The sequence below is a fragment of the Jhaorihella thermophila genome (assembly GCF_900108275.1).
GTDB classification, from domain to species: Bacteria; Pseudomonadota; Alphaproteobacteria; order Rhodobacterales; family Rhodobacteraceae; genus Jhaorihella; species Jhaorihella thermophila.
The window spans coordinates 1-18,979 of record NZ_FNVD01000028.1 but is presented as its reverse complement, the minus strand read 5'-3'; the positions used below and the strand labels follow the sequence as shown (position 1 = coordinate 18,979).

20 protein-coding genes and 1 pseudogene are annotated in these 18,979 nt (G+C 60.9%); 6 read left to right on the top strand and 15 right to left on the bottom strand.

Annotated elements, in window-relative coordinates; all coding sequences use genetic code 11:
- Positions 1-186: 186 nt before the first annotated feature.
- The 12 genes from C4S70_RS17085 to C4S70_RS17030 form a co-directional block, all read right to left on the bottom strand.
- Positions 187-1,623 (bottom strand): mannose-1-phosphate guanylyltransferase/mannose-6-phosphate isomerase, encoded by a 1,437-nt coding sequence (locus C4S70_RS17085; RefSeq protein WP_104009308.1) that lies wholly within the window; start codon positions 1,621-1,623, stop codon positions 187-189.
- A gap of 36 nt (positions 1,624-1,659) precedes the next feature.
- A complete protein-coding gene (fcl, locus tag C4S70_RS17080) occupies positions 1,660-2,631 on the bottom strand; it encodes a GDP-L-fucose synthase (RefSeq protein WP_104009307.1) in 972 nt (323 codons plus the stop codon).
- A gap of 4 nt (positions 2,632-2,635) precedes the next feature.
- Positions 2,636-3,760, bottom strand: coding sequence for a GDP-mannose 4,6-dehydratase (gmd, locus tag C4S70_RS17075; protein ID WP_104009306.1), 1,125 nt, complete (start codon positions 3,758-3,760; stop codon positions 2,636-2,638).
- Positions 3,761-3,851: 91 nt separating this feature from the next.
- Positions 3,852-4,754: a glycosyltransferase family 2 protein gene (locus tag C4S70_RS17070; RefSeq protein WP_104009305.1), complete on the bottom strand. Its 903-nt coding sequence runs from the start codon at positions 4,752-4,754 to the stop codon at positions 3,852-3,854.
- A 192-nt stretch (positions 4,755-4,946) separates the two neighbouring features.
- Entirely contained in the window at positions 4,947-6,215 is a 1,269-nt protein-coding gene (locus C4S70_RS17065) for a hypothetical protein (RefSeq protein ID WP_146064250.1), read from the bottom strand.
- A 5-nt stretch (positions 6,216-6,220) separates the two neighbouring features.
- Positions 6,221-7,027 carry a glycosyltransferase gene (locus C4S70_RS17060; RefSeq protein WP_104009303.1) on the bottom strand — a complete coding sequence of 269 codons (807 nt, stop codon included), beginning with the start codon at positions 7,025-7,027 and terminating at the stop codon, positions 6,221-6,223.
- Entirely contained in the window at positions 7,020-7,868 is an 849-nt protein-coding gene (locus tag C4S70_RS17055) for a hypothetical protein (RefSeq protein WP_146064249.1), read from the bottom strand. Before C4S70_RS17055 ends, C4S70_RS17060 begins: the two co-directional genes overlap by 8 nt.
- Positions 7,832-9,250, bottom strand: coding sequence for an oligosaccharide flippase family protein (locus C4S70_RS17050; protein WP_104009301.1), 1,419 nt, complete (start codon positions 9,248-9,250; stop codon positions 7,832-7,834). Before C4S70_RS17050 ends, C4S70_RS17055 begins: the two co-directional genes overlap by 37 nt.
- A 45-nt stretch (positions 9,251-9,295) precedes the next feature.
- Positions 9,296-9,760, bottom strand: a complete 465-nt coding sequence (locus tag C4S70_RS17045; RefSeq protein ID WP_104009300.1) for a MarR family EPS-associated transcriptional regulator — start codon at positions 9,758-9,760, stop codon at positions 9,296-9,298.
- A 402-nt stretch (positions 9,761-10,162) separates the two neighbouring features.
- Positions 10,163-11,251, bottom strand: coding sequence for a plasmid partitioning protein RepB C-terminal domain-containing protein (locus C4S70_RS17040; RefSeq protein WP_104009312.1), 1,089 nt, complete (start codon positions 11,249-11,251; stop codon positions 10,163-10,165).
- Between the two features lie 16 nt (positions 11,252-11,267).
- Entirely contained in the window at positions 11,268-12,149 is an 882-nt protein-coding gene (locus tag C4S70_RS17035; protein ID WP_104009299.1) for a plasmid partitioning protein RepB C-terminal domain-containing protein, read from the bottom strand.
- Complete coding sequence (locus C4S70_RS17030; protein WP_268807794.1) at positions 12,139-13,740, bottom strand: recombinase family protein; 1,602 nt, start codon at positions 13,738-13,740, stop codon at positions 12,139-12,141. The genes C4S70_RS17035 and C4S70_RS17030 overlap by 11 nt, the downstream gene beginning before the upstream one ends.
- 239 nt (positions 13,741-13,979) lie before the next feature.
- On the opposite strand from C4S70_RS17030, the gene nusG reads away from it, so the two are divergent.
- Positions 13,980-14,492: a transcription termination/antitermination protein NusG gene (gene nusG, locus C4S70_RS17025; RefSeq protein ID WP_104009298.1), complete on the top strand. Its 513-nt coding sequence runs from the start codon at positions 13,980-13,982 to the stop codon at positions 14,490-14,492.
- A gap of 12 nt (positions 14,493-14,504) precedes the next feature.
- Here the strand turns inward: nusG and C4S70_RS17020 are convergent, their stop codons facing one another.
- A complete protein-coding gene (locus C4S70_RS17020; RefSeq protein ID WP_104009297.1) occupies positions 14,505-15,251 on the bottom strand; it encodes a glycosyltransferase family 2 protein in 747 nt (248 codons plus the stop codon).
- A 229-nt stretch (positions 15,252-15,480) separates the two neighbouring features.
- On the opposite strand from C4S70_RS17020, the gene C4S70_RS17015 reads away from it, so the two are divergent.
- Both C4S70_RS17015 and C4S70_RS17010 read left to right on the top strand, forming a co-directional pair.
- Positions 15,481-15,735, top strand: coding sequence for a ribbon-helix-helix domain-containing protein (locus C4S70_RS17015; RefSeq protein ID WP_104009296.1), 255 nt, complete (start codon positions 15,481-15,483; stop codon positions 15,733-15,735).
- Between the two features lie 4 nt (positions 15,736-15,739).
- Complete coding sequence (locus tag C4S70_RS17010) at positions 15,740-16,060, top strand: type II toxin-antitoxin system RelE/ParE family toxin (RefSeq protein WP_104009295.1); 321 nt, start codon at positions 15,740-15,742, stop codon at positions 16,058-16,060.
- A gap of 102 nt (positions 16,061-16,162) precedes the next feature.
- Here C4S70_RS17010 and C4S70_RS17005 read toward each other — a convergent pair whose 3' ends face one another.
- Positions 16,163-16,369 carry a helix-turn-helix transcriptional regulator gene (locus tag C4S70_RS17005; protein WP_104009310.1) on the bottom strand — a complete coding sequence of 69 codons (207 nt, stop codon included), beginning with the start codon at positions 16,367-16,369 and terminating at the stop codon, positions 16,163-16,165.
- 606 nt (positions 16,370-16,975) lie between these two features.
- Here C4S70_RS17005 and C4S70_RS17000 point away from each other — a divergent pair.
- A complete protein-coding gene (locus C4S70_RS17000; protein ID WP_104009294.1) occupies positions 16,976-17,806 on the top strand; it encodes a DUF3883 domain-containing protein in 831 nt (276 codons plus the stop codon).
- 3 nt (positions 17,807-17,809) lie between these two features.
- Here the strand turns inward: C4S70_RS17000 and C4S70_RS16995 are convergent, their stop codons facing one another.
- Positions 17,810-18,190 carry a hypothetical protein gene (locus C4S70_RS16995; RefSeq protein ID WP_104009309.1) on the bottom strand — a complete coding sequence of 127 codons (381 nt, stop codon included), beginning with the start codon at positions 18,188-18,190 and terminating at the stop codon, positions 17,810-17,812.
- A gap of 87 nt (positions 18,191-18,277) precedes the next feature.
- Here C4S70_RS16995 and C4S70_RS16990 point away from each other — a divergent pair, with 87 nt between their 5' ends.
- On the top strand, positions 18,278-18,682 hold the full coding sequence (locus C4S70_RS16990) for a hypothetical protein (protein WP_200822797.1): 405 nt from the start codon (positions 18,278-18,280) through the stop codon (positions 18,680-18,682).
- 4 nt (positions 18,683-18,686) lie between these two features.
- Positions 18,687-18,979, top strand: a pseudogene (locus C4S70_RS16985) (prohead protease/major capsid protein fusion protein); the annotation flags it as partial.

Here is an 18,979-nt window from a genome sequence, read left to right as displayed (position 1 = left end):
CGGGTCGCGCGGCGAGATCAGCGGGGCGCATGTCTCCGAGGCGACGGCGCTGTGGCTCCAGACGATGATGCCGCTGACTGCGGGCGACACGGTCGGGCTGCAGGGCAAATTCCGCGCGGCGGATGAGTATTTCGCGGCGGATCATACGTCGTTCTGGGGGGCGAAGGTCGGTTAGCCCTTCGCCCCTCACCCGCGGGCGTAGACATCCTCGTATCGGATGATGTCGTCCTCGCCGAGATAGGCGCCGGTCTGGACCTCGATCAGCACCATCGGCACCTTGCCGGGGTTCTCCATCCGGTGCACGGCGCCCAGCGGGATGTAGACCGACTGGTTCTCGGTCACCAGCCGCACCTCGTCATCCACCGTCACCTTCGCGGTGCCCGACACCACGATCCAGTGCTCCGACCGGTGGTGGTGCGACTGCAACGACAGCGCGGCGCCCGGGTGGACATGGATCCGCTTGACCTGGAACCGCTCGCCCACCACCAGGCTCTCGAACCAGCCCCACGGGCGGTGATCCACCGGCAGCTGCTCGGCCTGCGCCGCGCCCTTGGCCTTCAGCGCGGTCACCGCCTGCTTGACGTCCTGCGCCCGGTCCATGCTGGCCACCAGCACCGCGTCGGGCATCGCGACCGCGATCAGGTTCTCGACCCCCAGCGCCACCAGCTCCTGCGCCCCGGATTCCGACCGCAGCAGCGCGTTGCGGCAGTCGATCGCCGTCACCGGCCCCGAGCGCGCCACGCCCTGCGCGTCGGGCGCGCTCTGTTCATGCACCGCCGCCCAGCTGTCCAGGTCAGACCAGCCGCCCGAGAACGGCACGACGCTGAGATTCTCCGCCTTCTCCATCACCGCGTAGTCGATAGAGATGTCCTCGGCCCCGGCCCAGGCCGCCGGATCCAGCCGCAGGAAGCCGAGATCGGTCTTCGCCGCCTCCACGGCGGCGCGCACGGGCGCCATCAGCCCCGGCGCATGCGCCTCGAAGGCGGCGAGGATGTCGCGCACCGCGAACAGGAAGATGCCCGAATTCCACAGGTGGCTGCCATCGGCCAGCATCGCCCGGGCCGTGTCCTCGTCGGGCTTTTCCACGAAACGATCGAGCGGCACCGCCGCACCGGACCCGTCGGGCCGGGCCGACAGCCGCAGGTAGCCATAGCCGGTCTCGGGCCGGTCCGGCATGATGCCGAAGGTGACCAGATCCCCCCGGGCCCGCACCGCCTTCAGCCCCTGGGCGACGGCGGCGTGAAAGGCGGCCGTGTCGGGCACAACGTGGTCCGACGGCGCGACCAGCATCACCGCCTCGGGGTCGGTCGCCGCCAGGTGCAGGGCCGCGGCCAGGACCGCCGGCGCGGTGTTGCGGCCCTCGGGCTCGATCAGGACCGGGCCGGGGTCGATGCCGACCGCGGCCAGCTGTTCGGTCACGATGAAGCGGAAATCGGCATTGGTCAGCACCATCGGCGCGGCGAAATCCAGCCCCTCGCCCCCCGTCAGGCGCTGCGCACTGGCCTGGAACAGGGTGGTGTGGCCCACCAGCGGCACGAATTGCTTGGGATAGCTCTTGCGCGACAGCGGCCACAAACGGGTGCCAGAGCCGCCGCACAGGATCACCGGATGGATCTGCGTCATTTCAATCTTCCTGGAATAAATTCTGTATTTCCGCGTTCAGGCGCGGAACAGGCCCTGGTTTTCGAGGAACCAGCGGTAGGTCTCGGCGATGCCGTCCTCGAGCCCGATCGAGGCGGTCCAGCCCATCCTGGCGAGGCGCGAGACGTCCATCAGCTTGCGCGGGGTGCCGTCGGGCTTGGTGGGGTCGGTGACGATCCGGCCCGCGAAGCCGGTCACCTTCGCCACCATCCGCGCCAGTTCCAAGATCGACACGTCGGATCCGCAGCCGACGTTGATATGGCTCAGCATCGGCTCGGTATTGGCGTCATAGGTCGCCTTGTCGAGATCCAGCACGAAGAGCGAGGCCGCCGCCATGTCGTCGACATGCAGGAACTCGCGCCGCGGCGTGCCGGTGCCCCAGATCACCACCTCGTCGAGCCCGTCGCGCGCCGCCTCGTGGAAGCGGCGGATCAGCGCCGGCAGCACGTGGCTGTTCTCGGGGTGGAAATTGTCGCCCGGGCCGTAGAGGTTGGTGGGCATCACCGAGCGGTAGTCGGTGCCGTATTGCCGGTTGTAGCTTTCGCACAGCTTGATCCCGGCGATCTTGGCCACCGCGTAGGGCTCGTTGGTGGGTTCCAGCACGCCGGTCAGCAGCGCGTCCTCGCGCATCGGCTGGGGCACCGCGCGCGGGTAGATGCAGGACGAGCCGAGCTGCAGCAGCCGCGTGACCCCGGCGGCAAAGGCCTGGTGGATCACGTTGCACTCGATCATCAGGTTTTCATAGATGAACTCGGCCGGATAGGTGTTGTTGGCATGGATCCCACCCACCTTCGCCGCGGCGAGGATCACCACGTCCGGGCGTTCGGCCTGCATGAAGCCGCGCACCGCCGCCTGATCGGTCAGGTCGAGCTCGGCATGGGTTCGGGTGACAAGCTCCAGCGCCTCGCCCGCGGCCTTGCGCGCCTCCAGCCGGCGCAGGATCGCGCCGCCCACCATGCCGCGATGGCCCGCGACGTAGATCCGCACCATCGCCTCAGCCCTTCTCGGTCGAGACCGGCACGTCCATGCCATGCGCCTTCAGCAGCGCGTGGCGGCGCGCGGTCCTGAGATCCTCGGCCACCATCTCGGCGCACATCTGCCGCGCGGTGATCTCGGGGGTCCAGCCGAGCTTCTGCTTCGCCTTCGACGGGTCGCCAAGGAGCGTCTCCACCTCGGCGGGGCGGAAATAGCGCGGGTCGATCCGCATCACCACGTCGCCCACCTTCAGCGCCGGCGCGCGGTCGCCCTCGATGGCGGTGACGGTGGCGATCTCGTCCACCCCCTGCCCGGAAAACTCCAGCGTCAGTCCCAGTTCCTCGGCCGCCCAGGTGATGAACTCGCGCACCGAATACTGCACCCCGGTGGCGATCACGAAATCCTCGGCCACGTCCTGCTGCAGCATCATCCACTGCATCCGCACGTAGTCCTTCGCATGGCCCCAGTCGCGCAGCGCGTCGATATTGCCCATGTAGAGACAGGGCTCCAGCCCCTGCGCGATGTTGGCCAGCCCCCGGGTGATCTTGCGGGTGACGAAGGTCTCGCCCCGGCGCGGGCTCTCGTGGTTGAACAGGATCCCGTTGCAGGCATACATCCCGTAGGCCTCGCGGTAGTTGACCGTGATCCAGTAGGAATAGAGCTTGGCCACCGCGTAAGGGCTGCGCGGGTGGAACGGCGTCGTCTCGCGCTGCGGGATCTCCTGCACCAGCCCGTAGAGCTCCGAGGTCGAGGCCTGGTAGAAGCGGGTCTTCTTCTCCAGCCCGAGAAACCGGATCGCCTCCAGCAGGCGCAGCGTGCCGATCGCATCGACATCGGCGGTGTATTCGGGGGCCTCGAAACTGACCGCCACGTGGGACTGCGCGCCGAGGTTGTAGACCTCGTCCGGCTCCACCTCGCGCATGATCCGCGTCAGGTTCGACGTGTCGCTGAGATCGCCGTAATGCAGCCGGAACCGCGCGTGATCGACATGCGGATCCTCGTAGATGTGATCGACCCGCTGGGTGTTGAACAGCGACGCACGCCGCTTGATCCCATGCACCTCGTAACCCTTCTCCAGCAGGAATTCCGCAAGATAGGACCCGTCTTGTCCTGTGATGCCGGTGATGAGTGCGCGTTTGGTCATACGGTAGCCTTCGTAGTTTGATCGAGAGATTGTGTCGTCTTGCTGCACAATTTGTGCATGAATCGTGTGTCGCCAAATGACGCGGCGGCCATCACTTCAGGGGCTCGATTCCGAGAACGTCGCGGATTGCAGTCACAGGATCTGCGCCGTTTTGTTCCATGTAGCGGCGGACTTCATGCAGTTTTGCGTCCACCAGATACCGATACCAGAAGCCTTGCAGGACGTGGAACGCAGTGCCTTCGCGCCCATCCAGAAATCCAAGGCGAAAAACGTAGCGGTAGAGAAAGTAGGCAAATGCGCGAGAGCCCCCCGGCAAACGCGCATAGATATTTTCTTTCAGCCAGCGTTTCACACCGGCCTGCTGCCCCCCGCGCAAATTCGCCACTGTTTCGTGTTTCATGAACCTGTATTCGAGGTTCAGCAGATCCACTACTTCCCGTGAGGCATAGGCGTTGTGCTTCTCTGTCCACCAGGTAAGGGAATTGAGGTTGTCATCCAGGATCTCGCCATGGAAATCCACGGTCGGACCGTCCACGAGGATGTGTTCGTCCATCCAGCGATCCTCGCATCGGCCACGCCCCGCGCGAAACAGCCTTAGAACCCGAATCGGAAACACACCGCCCCACCGGATGGGGCGCCCCAGAAAGCACATGCGCCGCGAGACATAGATGCCGGCCACATCGGGGTTCAGTCCGCCCAGTTTGGCCGCGATCTCTTCGGCAAGTTCCGGCAAAACGATCTCGTCGGCATCGAGACGCAGAACCCAATCGGTGCCGTCCGGCAGGTGATCGAGGGCAAAATTGAACTGCGTTGCGTAGTTGCGCCACGGATTGTGGATGACCTTTGCGGCAAACCCCTCGGCGAGTGAGACAGTATCGTCGGTGGAGCCGGAATCGACCACGAGAATCTGGTCCGCCACAGCAGCCACGCTCTCAATCGCCCGGCGAATATGGCGCGCCTCATTCTTGGTGAGGATGACGACGGTGAGGGTCATGTTCTGTGAAGTGTTGGAACTGGGATTCAAACAGGATTTCGACTGCGCGGCGGTGAGGAGCCCTGAATGACGTGTTGCCGACGCGACCACCCGGCGGAGGCACGATTTTCCGTGCTTCAACCTTCCAATCGCTGGACCTCGCCCGTCACATTTCTTGGTTCGATGGCCCCGCGTTTCCTCCTTACCCGGAGCCTAGCGAGATGCTCGCGCGAGAAAGACGAGAAAAAGAAAGACCGCAGAAAAACCGATAGGCTCGTACATGACACCCAGCAGCATCACTATGGGAATCAGTACAAAGGGCCTGCTCCCGCGCGAGAAGCTCGTTATGACCCAGATCAGAAAGCCGAGTGCCCAAATGTATCCGTATCTGTAGAAGTATGATCCAACTGAATTAGTAATGCCATCCATTCGCCGCTCGATCGCAATTTGCATTGCAATCTGATAGGGTTCGATAGACCCAAACCCGAAGAACGGAGATTTTAGGGCCACCGCATAAGGTAACCAGAAATCGGTTGATCGGATGTAAATGCTCGGATCCATATAGATGTCGCGCCCGAACAAGAGAAGCAACAACTCTCTCAGCATGGGAAGGGTCGCCGCGGCTCCGACCGCGAAGATCACAAGAGTGAACAGTGGCCTGAGTACGCCCTTTCGGCCGCTGCGCATTAACTTCAGGCCGAAATAAATAATGAGGAGGGCATATGCCCCTGGCGCGAAGGTACTGAGTGTAGTGAGGACAAACACGATGCGCTTACGCAGGCCGACCCCAAACGCATCGGCGAGGGCTAAGGACAGCACTGAAATGAAGCCAAGCATCCCGGGCTCCCAAAAAATGGACTGGTTTCGCCAGATCCCGTCGACCCCGGAGTTAGTCGCAAAATAGGTTAGGCCGAATATCGTATAGAAACGTCTGTCACCGTTGATTTCACTGTCAAGGAAATTCTGTAGTGCATCTGGGACGGGCACAATCAGGTTTGGTAGGATGAAGACAAGCGGAAACAGAAGCAGTGAAACAACGGCCAGATGATAGTTGAGATGGACGAAGGCCAGCAGGGCCTCGTCAATGTTTCTTCGGGTGGCCTCGGCCGAGAAGGCGGCAATCAGGATGGACGAAAAGAAAAGGATGTCGGTGGGCTGGGGCGCGCCGGATCGAATCGTCGGGATAGCAAGTACGCTCGATGACAAGAACAGCATGGCAAAAAAAGTTTTCGTATTCACCCCTGTCAGATCGGTCCGAAAAATTGCGTATGCCAAGACCGTAGCTGTGCACATGATCTGAAGCCAGTCGGCACCGAGATTGGCGACCCAACTGGCCGATATCACGAGAAGAAAAAAACTCAGCGCATAGGCATGGAAAAAATCCCGCTTAGATGCCGATAGGATGATGCTATTCCCGCCAAGACCTTTCCACGCATTATCGTTCCGGCCCTGCGCCCTTGGAGAAAAACTTGTACTGGCCACAGATTTTAAACTCCGCCACTATTTCGGGAGCGCGATCCGCCACGAATTACCCAATACGCTGAAGGTGAGACGATCCGTATCGTTCGAAGGTACAATTGCAAGGTATAAATCACGGCGGCGAACAACCATGAACCAAATGCCTTTCGGCGGATTAGGAATTGTTCTTTTCGGGCTAGATGGTTCTTGGTGAATGAAACCCCGCCTGTTTCAAAAATGCAAATTGGTTCCGGCAGGTAGTGTATGATCTTGCTGGCGCGGAAGTGCTTTAGAACGAAATCGTAGTCGGCGGCGATCCGGTAGTTCAGATCGTAGCGGATCGCGTTTTCCTCGATCACGGCGCGGCGAAATACCATCGCCTGGTGATGCGTGATCATCCCCAGCGGCAGGCGTTTTATGGGGCGTGAGGGTTTGTAGCGAATCTCGCCGTCGAGCTGTTTTTCGAGGCTGTCGCCAAAAAGGAAGTCAGGCCGTTCAGAAGTGAGCACCGTACCAACCGTGGCAAGCACGTTCTCGCGGGCCAGAACATCTCCACCATTGAGATACAGCAAGTAGTCACCCCGCGCGAGGCTCGTCCCGCGGTTCATCGCGTCGTACAGCCCGGCGTCACGGCCCTGATGCAGGATCGCAGTCGAGCCGAGTTCGGCAAGCAGTCTGGCGACATCGTAATCCGACATGCCGTCAACGATGATGTGTTCCACCTCGGGCGCACCGACCTGCGCCTGCAAACTCTGGATCGTGCGGGCGAGGCCATCCCGGTCGTTGAGGGTGATGGTGATCACCGAAATCAGTGGGGGTTTGGCCGTATCAGTCATCCGTGTAACCCCATTTTCGGCGCATCAGTTCAAGTTCTTCATCTACGCGGGCCAACGTATCCGCATCGAGCTCTTCAGCTGCCGTTCCGATTTTGCCTTTCCTGAACGTGTGCGATCGCCCGTAGAGTTCAGCATCCATCCGCGCTGGGTCAAATGTGCGTCCCGTCAAGCGGGAAAGCATATCAAAAACGGCATGTTGGCGCTCAACGGATCCACCGCCGCGTTGCCCAACAATGTCTTCAAAGCGCACCACCTCAACACTTGGCCGTCCGATCCAGTGGTCGATCCGCTCCAGCATCGTGGTGAACGGGGCGACGTCGAGTCCATCGATGCGGCCACCTTTCAGTGTGAGTAGAGTGCGCTCAGTTATGCTGAGGCGGCTATAGGTCGCCTTCAGGAAATGTGCTTTTGAGGTGGCGACGTAATGGCCATGCGAAAGCAGCACATCGCGGGGATCACGTATGACAACCAAAGTGCGAAATCCGTGCGCAGCCAGCAGGTCTTCCAGCCCCATGCTCCAATTGGCGTGGCCCGTGACATAGCCACCCTCCGGCACGCGCGAAAGGCGCCTCTCGAGCCATGCGCGCCGAACCGGCATTTGTACGTCGAGGCCGACCATCACCGGGTCGCGCTCAAAGAACGAACGCCGCAACAACTGTCGGACGTAGTAACGGTCCCCCAGCAAGAGAGTTCCGGCGATACCGAGTTTGCCATAAGGAACCCCGGCGAGGTCGAAGGCGCGCGATACCAAGTTGGTACCGGCCTTTGGCAGAGAATTGATAAAGACTCGGGGTGGGATATCCGTCATTTCAGTCCAAATATTTGTTTTGGGAATGGCCAACTCAACACTTTATGCATGCGCCATACCAGAATAAATGCCGCCACCTTGGTGACAACGATCGCAACCGCGGAGGCAACAGCGGCTCCGATTGGTCCATATGTCGGGATCAACAGGAAGTTCAGTCCGACATTGGCCACGGTCCCGAGTCCTGTGAGAAAGGCCGCCACACGCTCTTGACCGGCCATCATCAATACGGTGTGGGACGGACCGAAGAATGCGTTGGTGATGTGCCCGGCGGCCAGAACCAGCAGCACCGGATAGGCATCGCTGAAATCGCGCCCGAACACGAAGGCCAGTGCGGGCTCCCCCAGCACCAGAATTCCCGCGAGTGCAATCATGCTGAAACCGAAGGAAAGCTGGGTGCTATGCTGGACGACACGGGCCAGGTCGGCCTTCTTGCCGGTGACGACGGAGCGCGTCAGATGTGGCATGGCGTACATGTTCATCGTCTGAAGACCCAGCGTGATCAGCGCGCCTACCGTGCTGGCGAGACGATAATGGCCGACATCCGCATCGGATTTCCATAATCCGAGCATGATGATGTCGACCGAATTGTTGATCAGCACGAGCCCTGAGATCGAGCCCATGGCGAATGCGGCGCGATACCAGCCCGCTTTCTGTCGGGACGTGGGTGTGACTCGCGTCGCGCGGGGGGCCAGGTGCCACAATTGCACCATGCCGAAGGCCGTGGCCAGTCCCACCGCGATGGATTGCGCAACGAAGGCGTTCGCCACACTCAAGGGTGGCCCCGGCAACAAAAGCATTATTAGGAGGACGATGGCGAAAAGCGTCGGCCGAATCGCGTGTTCTGGCAATTGCCCCAACAGGTCATGGCCGAGACCCCGCAGCATCGCCGCGCGCAGGTTTGAGAGCGAGATGAGGGGGATCAGTATCAGTGCGATGAAGTTGGCGGCGGCGATTCCGTTGCCCGTCTCGTCTGTCATGCTCAGCCAGAGCCAAACGGCGATGATAACCATCAGAGAGGTGGCACAGACAAAGCTGTGCGCCCAGCGCCAAAGCGCGAACATCAGCCCCGGTGTTTCGGCTGTGGCTGCACGCGACGTCTCGCGCACCACGAGATCCGGCAAACCGAATTGTGTAGGAAGGGCCGCAAGCGTGACAATCGCGAACAGAAAGGCATATGCCCCATAGCCACTCGCCCCAAGCCCCCGAGCCAGCAGGATATTGACGACGAAGGTCATTCCGACGCCAAAGATCCTGATGGCCAAAAGCACCAACCCACGACGGGCAAAAGACGTAGTCAATTGTTCGCCTCGTCGCGGGTCACGCCGCACTCTTCGACACGCAACCACCACTTCGATGAACATCGGGTAAAAAGCCCAACATCGCTCCCCCTCACGGATCTCTCTGCGCAGAAGCATGGAGCAGTTTCCAACTGGTCGACAAACGATTTGTGCAATGCTTCGTCACTCTTTGGAATGCTGGGATCGAGGCGCGAGCTCTTGGGCGCTCCCCCTGGTCGAGGACCGATCCTCGAACAAAAAGGTTCCCCAAATTCGCGTTCTTGGCGCCCCCTTGGCGGATGGCATCTCTTTATTATCGACTTCCGCCGAAAGAGCATCAATCTCTTCCCTAAGCGCTTCGAATTCTTCCATCTTGCGGGATAGAAATCGCCGAGTCAGTTCGGCCTTTTCAGCTATACCCTTTGGCGTCAAAACATAGGCATACCGGCGCTTGTCTTTAGCGGCCGTGAAGTTCCCAAGCTTCACCAGCCCTTTCTCGATCAGGGCATTCAGCACATAATGTGTGCCTCCGACACTAATCCCAACCGCTTTGGCCAGATCTCTCTGCGACATTTCTGGGTTCTGTTGCAGCAGGCGAAGCACACGAAAACGCGTGTCTTCCTGAAGTTTGCTACGCTTGCTGGTCATGTCCTGGATTTGCTCAGGCTACCGCACAAGGCTTCCTCGAGGGCGCCTTGTTTGCGGGGGGGGGGCGACGTGATCGATGGGATGGGCATCGCTCACGTCTGAGCGATATCTAATGCTGCACCGGCACACAAGTCGAAATTTAACATGAATTTGATCTGTTTGGGGCGGAGGTTGCTCGGAAAAGCCCACCGTTCATCAATCTCGTCGGGACCGAAAGACGCCCCTAGTATCAGTCGGCGAGTGACGAGCTGCGTTTCGACAACAGTCCCGCCTCCGTTGGGCAATAGCGCGACGCCTATGCTGCCAGCGCCGGGATGGTGACGCTTCCTTGCCCCGCGAAGCAGGCGCTTTTTTGCGATCAGCGCCAAATGGCGACGATTGGTACTCTCACCCTATTGAACGTCACTCACCGTCGTCCGCTGCGCGATCATCATGAATGTCGCCCGTCCGCTTCCGAGCGTCGACGGCTGTTTCTCCCATCGCTGTTCTTTCATTCCATTCAGCCTGGTCCACCGCTTCCTCCATGCTGACCGTGTTCAGCACCGTTTCGAATTGCTCCTGAATCTCGGGCGCATGCCGAGCGACGTAGGAACGGACAGCCGCATTCTCCATCAGTTTTTTCAAATAGCCTTTTGCGACGACGAGGTTCAGCAACTCGGACCCGTAATTTTCCTCAGCGTGCTTGTATTTCTCCTGCACCTGGCTCATCTCGCGTTCCAACTTGACGATTTGCTCTAGCGGGTCGCCCTTGGGCTCTTCCGGTTTCGGCGGATTGTAGTCGGTGCGCTGCTCGGGTGGCGTGGCTTTCAGCAGGGCATCCGCATGGGCGGCGGTGATCGTGTTGGCCGCGATCATCAACTCGACCGCTTCGATTTGGCGGGCGGCCTTCATCTTGCGCAGATGTCGAGTCACGTCTGGTGCGAACTGGTGATCCTGCAACAACTCCACCGCCCTAGGGCAGATCCCGTGCAGAAGATTGACGCGCCGGTTGATGGTCGAAAGGTTCACATCGAAGGCGCGCGCAAGGCGCTCCTTGCTCACGCCCTTGTCGATGGCGCGGCGAAGCATGTAGTGCTCCTGCACTGTCGAAAGGCGGTTGATCCGGTGATTGTAGGTGTAGGTCTCGAAATCCTTGGCGATGAGGCAGGGCGCGGTGTCCTGGCCCAATTCTTTCAACGCCAGCACCCGTAGATTGCCATCGAGCAGCAGGAACCCTGCGGCCTCCGGATCCGGCTTGATCACCGAAAGCGGTTCAATCAGCCCAATTTCCCGGATCGAAGACACGATCTGCTTGAACTTACGCGTCGTCATCACCCCGTCCGGCACCTTTTTCGACGGCATCAATTCTTCGAGCGGGATCTGGAATGTCTCAAGATCAAACCCGAGGGTCAGGTTCAGTGGCGCCTTGGGATAGGGCGCATCGCTGTCATCGGCGTCGGGTGGCGGGAAGATCCCGGGGTAGAGTGGGGCAACTGTGGTTTGGTCTTCCATCATATGTCCTTTCAGATCAGGCGGTTTCAATGCGGTCAGCGAGGTATTTGGGCAGGCTGTCGAGGCCTTCGGCGCGCAGGAGGGTGACGTAGTTTTCATCTGCAAAGAGGCGTTTCAGCCCCTGGATTGCCAAGAGCAGTTGCTGATGTGCGTGGTCGGCTTTCAGCATCAGCTTGTGTTGGCGGGCGCCCTCGCGCTGGTAGGTCTTGACCAGCGAATGCGCCGAATTCGGCAGCTTCGGGCGATCACCACCGGTTTTCGGGCCCTTTCGCCTGCGCTTTTCGATGAGCCGCTTGGCGTCGGTGATCTGGTGGCCTTTCAGCTGGCCGGTCTTGTAGGCCTCTTCCAGCATTTCACCGAGGTTCTCATCGTCGTGCTTGGCACGGGCGATCTCAAGCGCGGTCGTGAGCGGGATGGTCTTGTTCTGCACCGCCTCGATCAGGCGCTCCTCGCCCTTTTCCAGCAGAAAGACGATGTCGCGCATGTATTTCTCGGACAACCCGGTGCGCGTAATGATGTCATCGATGGTGTAATTCCGCGCGAGCAGGAGCTCGATATCGGCGAGGATCTCGAGCGGGCGGTGCCCCCGTCGGGCGATGTTTTCGGCAAGCGACATGATGAAGGCGTCTTCGTCGCTCACATTGACCACAAGCGCCGGTATGTGACTTTCGCCAAGCAGGCGGAAGGCATTGAGGCGCCCTTCGCCGCAAACCAGCAGAAAGGCCGGATCGCCATCGGCGCCTTGGCGCTCGGTCACGGTGATCGGCTTTTTCAGGCCGATGGAGCGGATGTTTTCCACGATTTCCTCGAAGACCTTCATGTTTCGATCTCGGGAATTCAGGACCTCGATCCGGTCGATGGGGACGAGCGTGACGCTCTCGGGTGTGTCAGTCATCATCTGTGTGCTTTCCTTCTCTGGTGGTGTTCATGGTTTGTGCTTTCGTTAATGTCTGGCCGCGCTGTGACCCGTCCCATTTCCGGTGAATGCCGACCCGCTCGGCCATGCCGTAAAAGAACCCAAGGTCTTCGAAGCGGAAGGCCTCGAAGGCGATGCTGGTGCGATTGCAGAGGCGGATTTCCTGTCGCGGAAGATCGAGCCAGGGCAGCAAGTAATAGTCGAGCTCCTCGCGATTGTCGGGGTCGAGCCGCACCGCCAGCGTGACGTCGGCCTGGTAGCGCATCGGGTCAAAACGGATCCGCCAGCGCGACCGCCCGTCGCCCAGTGGTTGGCAACGCGCCAGCACCAAACTGACCACCATCTCACCATTGATGGTCAGCAGATCCGTCTTGGGATCACGTGCAACCGCACCGCCAACGTTCGCAATTGCCGCCTCGGTCCGCGCGATGATCTCTGGGTGCATGGCACGCAGGCGTCTGTTGAGTGCAATACGTTCCCGATCGCGGTCCGAGCGATAGCCAATCATCTCATAAGCCCGGGCCAGCGAACCGAACCGGTTGCGATAGGTGGCCGAAGACGGCATGTCCGGCGTCTGGTCGATCAGCACGCCGGAAAGCTGGCCGGCGTCGGTGTAAAGCCGTTTCAAATGATCCAGCAGTTCTTCATCCGAGAGCCGCGCGGATCGCACGGTGATGATCTCCTGCGCCGTCAGGAATGTTTCCAGCGGTACGATACCCTCAAACGCGCCTTCCTTGCGCACCCACATATCGGGCGGGTTTTCGACATGCAGCTTCTTCAGCTTGAAGGAAGACCGGTTGTAGACATTGTTGCCGATGTATTTCTCATTGGTCAGGACCGTGCGGACGGTGCCGGGCGTCCAGGGCCGCTTCAGATCGGTGGTCACACCTTCCTCGTTGAGTCGGTCGGCGATCTCTCGGAAGGACAGGTCCTCTTCGATCAGCCAGCGATACATCCGGCCCACCCAGGCCACTTCTTCGTCGGGCCCGGGCATCAGAATCACGCGGTCGGTCTGCAGCGATTTGTGCTCACCGCGTTTCAACTCGCCCTTGATACTTCCCCGCTCGTCGATCAGCACCCGGCGCAACCCGAACCCGGCCGGCCCGCCTTGACGAAACCCCAACTCGATCAGACGACATTGTCCCGCAAAAACCTTGGCGGAAAGCTCGCGGCTGTATTCGCCGGCCATGGCGCGTTTGACGCCCTTGACGATGGTCGAGACCGGTGAGCCATCGTTCTCGAACTGTTCGGCGCAATAAGCGACCTGGATGCCAGCGCGCTTGCAGATGTATTCGTAATAGGCGCTCTCGTCGGCATCTTGGAACCGGCCCCATCGGCTCACGTCGTAAACCAGGATCACGTTGAAATCGGCCGCGCCGGCTTCCACATCCGCGATCAACTGCTGCAGTGCCGCGCGCCCGCCGATGGAGAGGCCGCTTTTGCCGTCATCGGCGTAGGTCTTGACGATCTCGATACCGCGCTTTTCGGCATATTCCCGGATCTTGTCGGACTGGTTGAGCGTGGAATACTGCTGGTGCTCGGTTGACATACGCACATATTGCGCCGCCCGCATTTCCATGACCTCGCCCGTTCCGTCCAACGCAACCTCCGTTCCGTCTTTTGGCCGGTCGGACGTTTGCGTGGGCGGCTGCAGGTATCAAGTCGAGAAAATGGAATTAACCCATTCTATTAGGGTGCTAGGGGAATCGCACAGGCGATCGCCTTCAGGAAATCACAATCCTGGCGGGAAATTCGGCTTGCATCCGTCCGAATTTGAACAATAGGTGGGCGCAACGTTTTTTGAGGTTGACGATGGCTTTTTACGATCCCGATGCGACATGGTTTCTGGCCCAGCTCAAGCCCAATTCGGCGCGCATCGCCGAGCGCAATCTCAAGCGTCAGGGTTTCATGACCTTCCTGCCCCTCGAAGACCTAACACGGCAGCGCGGCGGCAAGTTCGTCACCAGAACCAGACCGCTGTTTCCAGGCTACATCTTCGTGGCCTTCGATGCCGCCCGCGGCCTTTGGCGCAAGATCAACTCGACCCAGGGCGTCACGCGGCTTGTGAGCTTCGGGCGCGAGCCCGCGCGGGTCCCGCTTGATCTCATCTCACAGCTGATGCTGCGCTGTGATACGCACGGCAAACTGCTTCCGCCGAAGCTTGTCAAACCCGGCGATCAGGTAGTGATCACCCAAGGGCCGTTTGCGGATTTCGTGGCCGAGGTGGAACAGATCGCCCCCGACCGGCGGGTCTGGGTACTGATGGACCTGATGGGAAGCCAGACCCGGGTTGCGATCAGGGCGGAGCAGCTTCGCGCGGTGTGAGCGATCAGCGCGTCAGCGGGGCAGGAACTGGCCTAGCTTGGAGAGGTTTTTTGATGCGAGAGTCAGCGGCCCGCCGACGCCGTTGCGGCGGATCGCCCGATAATCCTCCATCGACTTGCGTTTGATCCGGCCAAGGTCCCGGTTGCTCTCGCCGCCGAGGCGCATCTTGTAGAGTACCTCGGGAATGTAGACCGAAGGCGCCTTGGTCTGTGTGAAATACCGCAGGATGAAGTCATAGTCCGCCGCGATGCGGAACGATGTGTCGAACGTGCCAATCGTCTCATAGACGGACCGACGCAAGTACAGCGTGGGATGGGCGGGCATCCAGCCCCATTTCAGTCGCCGAGGTTCGAACGGCCCGGTCACCCAATGGCGCACGACGCGGCCGGTGTCGGACTGAGAGACATAATCGAGATCGCTGAACACCGCCTCAACGTTAGGGTCCTCGAACGCCTCGGCGATGCGCGAGAGTACACGTGTGTGGGCCAGAAAATCGTCGCTGTGCAGAAAGCCGACCACGTCGCCCGTCGCGCGTACGATCCCCTTGTTCAAAGCATCGTAGATGCCCGTATCGGGCTCGCTGACCAACACCATGCGGTCATGCGCAGCCGCCTCGATGGCGGCGAGGGATCCGTCGCGAGACTTGCCTTCGATGATCAGATGCTCGACGTCTGAATACTCCTGCGCGGCGACGCTGGCGATGGCTTCGCCCACGGTGGCTTCGGAGTTGTAAACGGCTGTAATGACGCTGATTTTCAAAGGGCTTCCCTCGCTTTCTGGCGATCAGTTACCACCGTGATGCCATGTGGTCAAAGTGGAAGGCAAATGGGCGGCTGTGCCAAAAAGCGTTGGCCACCTGACCCACTGCCAATCGGTGCAGAAAAGTGTGTCCTGAAGCCGGCGGTACAAGCTGACATGGTCTTGAGGCTCTTGTAGCGTGTGCGTTATTGGTTATATTGAATACGATCAGAAAGAGAGGTGCCGCGCCATGGCCAGAACGACCACGATGACCGTCCGCCTTAGTGGGACGCTGAGCGATTTCGTGTCGGCCAACGTGGGCGAAGATGGGTCCTATGAAAATGTCAGCGAATACATCCGCGACCTGATCCGGCGCGACAAGGAACGCGCCGAGGCCGAGGCGTTCAACCGTCTGAAGGCCGAACTGGCCCATGCCTTCGCGGCCCCGGACGAGACCTATAAGCCACTGACCGCAGCCGAGGTGATCGCGCGGAACCGGGGGTGATCCGGTGCCCGCCATTCGGATCCAGGAAAGGGCGTCCCTTCGCCTTGATGACATCTACCGCTATACGCGCGACAGGTGGGGCGACGATCAGGCCGACAAATACATCACCGGCCTGTTTGAAGCCTTCGACAAGATCTCGACGCACGGGGTCACCTCGAGACCCGTCCCGGCCGAGTTCGGCGTTGAAGGCTTCTTCTTTCGCTACGAGCGCCATTTCGTCTATTGGCGGCACCTTGAAAATGGCGACATCGGCATCGTCACAATTCTTCGCGAGAGGATGCACCAAATCGACAGGTTCCGCGATGATTTCGGGTTTGGCGAATAGGTCGGGAAGTCGACCGATACCAGCAAAAAAAGGCGGTTGGGAAACAGAACAGCACGCTTCAACCTTTGTGGCGCTTCAAATGAGGAGGAACGGGCACCCGTCTTACCTCTGTTCCGCGACCTGATCTCGTGTCTTACCCAGAAGCATGGCGCGTTCGAACGCCAGGATGTCTTCCAGCCGATACACCACACGTCCGCCGATTTTCATGTAGACGGGCCCCTCGCAGGCCCACCGCCAGCGCTCAAGCGTCCGGTGACTGATCCTCCAGCGCGCCGCCAATTCCTTCTGGTTCAAGCAAGTCGATTTCATGTTTCTCTCCTTTCGCACAACTCGGTTTGGTTGCTCGCAAACCAAGGCGTGAATGGAAAAGCGAGTAAAGTCAGAAGTTTGCGCGAAACACAAAGGCTGCGAGCAAGGTCAGAGAGATCAAGAGTATCAGACAACACCCGCCTCGATTCCTCGAATTGTCATCGGCCACTGGCGGCTACGTTGAGACGGGATTTTCGGTATTCCTTCCCCTCCGCCACAATCACCATTGCGAAAGATCGACCTCACCCGGCCAGCGCCGGAATTTTCCCTGTTTTCAAAGGGGTTTGCGGGATGGGTGCGAACCTCTGAGACGGGCCGCACCCCCGGTTTCGGTCTCTGAACCGCCCTTTGTTTCTGGTCGAGCGAACCTCGCGCAGTTCGGTTCGGTGTAGTTTTCGCAAGCGTTTTCAATGACCTGAGTTTCAATCCCGCCAAAACTTCGCCCCCTGTTTCCAATGCCTACAAGCGGAACGTGGCCCGAACAAACAGGAGGCGTAGCGGCTGGGGCTGGTGGCAGGCTGGTGCGTAGGGGTGACGGCATATGTCACCCGTCCGACCGCGAAAGCCTTGATGACAAAAGCGTAATCCGTCTCTAGCTTGGCCGCGATGTCGAAAGCGCCCTGGACCGATGAAGAAAACGACCTGATCGTCGCGGATTACTTCGCGATGCTGGCCGATGACCTGGCCGGGCGGCCCTACAACAAGGCCGAACATCGCCGCGCGCTCCTGCCGCTCCTGAATGGCCGGTCCGAGGGATCGGTCGAGTTCAAGCACCAGAACATCAGCGCGGTGCTGAAGGGGCTGGGCGAGGACTGGATCCCGGGCTACAAGCCCGCCTTCAATTTCCAGACATCCCTGATCGATGCGGTGGCGCGGTGGTTGGCGCTGAACCCGGCCTGGCTGGGGCGGTTGCCGAAAACCGCCGACGGATTGCACGAGGCCGCGCCGCTCTGGGTCGGTCCGGCGCCGACGCTCTCGAACCAGCCGCCACCGCAGGAGCTGGAGCAGATGCTGCATGTGGCCGCGAAGTTCGACGTCGCCGGCCGGGACGAGCGCAACCGGGCCTTGGGTCGTGCTGGCGAAGAACGCGTGCTGGCCCATGAGCGGGCCACGCTCAAGGCCGCCGGTCGGGATGAACTGGCGGGCAAGGTGCGGTGGGTGTCGGAGGAGGATGGCGACGGAGCGGGCTACGACATCGCCAGCTTCGCACCGGATGGGCAATCGCGGCTGATCGAGGTGAAGACGACGAATGGCTGGGAACGCACGCCGTTCTACATCGGCCGCAACGAACTGGCCGTTGCCGAGGAACGGCGCAAGGAATGGTGCCTGTTCCGTCTCTACCGGTTTTCGCGCGAGCCCAAGGCCTTCGAACTACGTCCGCCGCTCGACGCGCATGTCTCGCTGACGCCAACGACGTTTCAGGCGGGCTTTCATTGACGATTACGCAAACACCCTCTCCACCTGTTCCTCCCACGGCAGCGAGGCGATCAGGCACAGCTCGTAAATGGTGATCGCGCATGGTTCGCGGCGGATGACGAGGCGTTCCAGCACGTCGGGTGCCAGCCAGGCGAGGCGCGTGAGGCGGCTGAGGTAGCGGTCGGAGAGGCCCTCGTCGGCGGCGAGATCAGTGAGCGTGGCAACCTCGCCGGCCTCCAGCATCTTTCGCCAGCGCCAGGCCCGTCCGATGGCACGCAGGAGGCGGGGATCTTGGCCGGTGGGCGATGCGACCTCGATCTCCTTGGGCGGCAGGATGCGCGGGCGGCCGCCGCGCTTGCGCAAGGTGAGCGGCACGTGGACGCGGATCGTGTTGGTGCCGGGCATCAGGCGGCGTCCTCTGCTTCGGGCGTCAGAAGGCTGTCCCAGGTCAACTATTCCTCGATCCGGGCGGGACTCGTCGAGTTCCGGCGGATGATCGACGCGGTGCAATGGCAGCTCTTCATTCCGATGCTCTGCGCGCCGGTCTGGCGCTGGTTCACGGAGGCCGCATGGGCTGCGGGCCGGATCCCGACGCCCGACGTTCCGGTCGAATGGTCGCCGCCGAAGTTCGAGGCGGTCGATCCGCAGAAGGACGCGATGGCGAACCTCCTGTCGATCCGCTCGGGCACGATGACGCTGGCCGAGGTGATCGCGCAACAGGGCCGCAATCCCGATGCGGTGCTGGCGGAGATTGCCGCCACCAACGCGAAACTCGACGCGCTCGGACTGGTGCTCGACAGCGATCCGCGCCGGGTCACCAAGACCGGCAGCGCGCAGAGCAACGATCCGGCCGCCGACACAACGACCGACCCGGCACCGACCGACCAACAGGACTGACCCCATGGACACGATGATCGAACTGCCGGCCCTGCGCCGGTCGGCGGAGCTTGCGCCGAACACGGCCGATACCGAGGCCCGCACCGTCGAGGTGATCTGGTCGGCAGGGGCGCGTGTGCGCCGCTCGACCCTGTTCGGCGAACCTTACGACGAAGAACTGAGCCTCGATCCGGGCCATGTGCGGCTCGAGCGGCTGAACGCGGGCGCGCCGTTTCTGAAGGTGCACGAGATCGAAACGCTGGATGCGGTGATCGGCTCGGTCGTGCCCGGCTCGGCCCGCATCGAGAACGGCCGCGG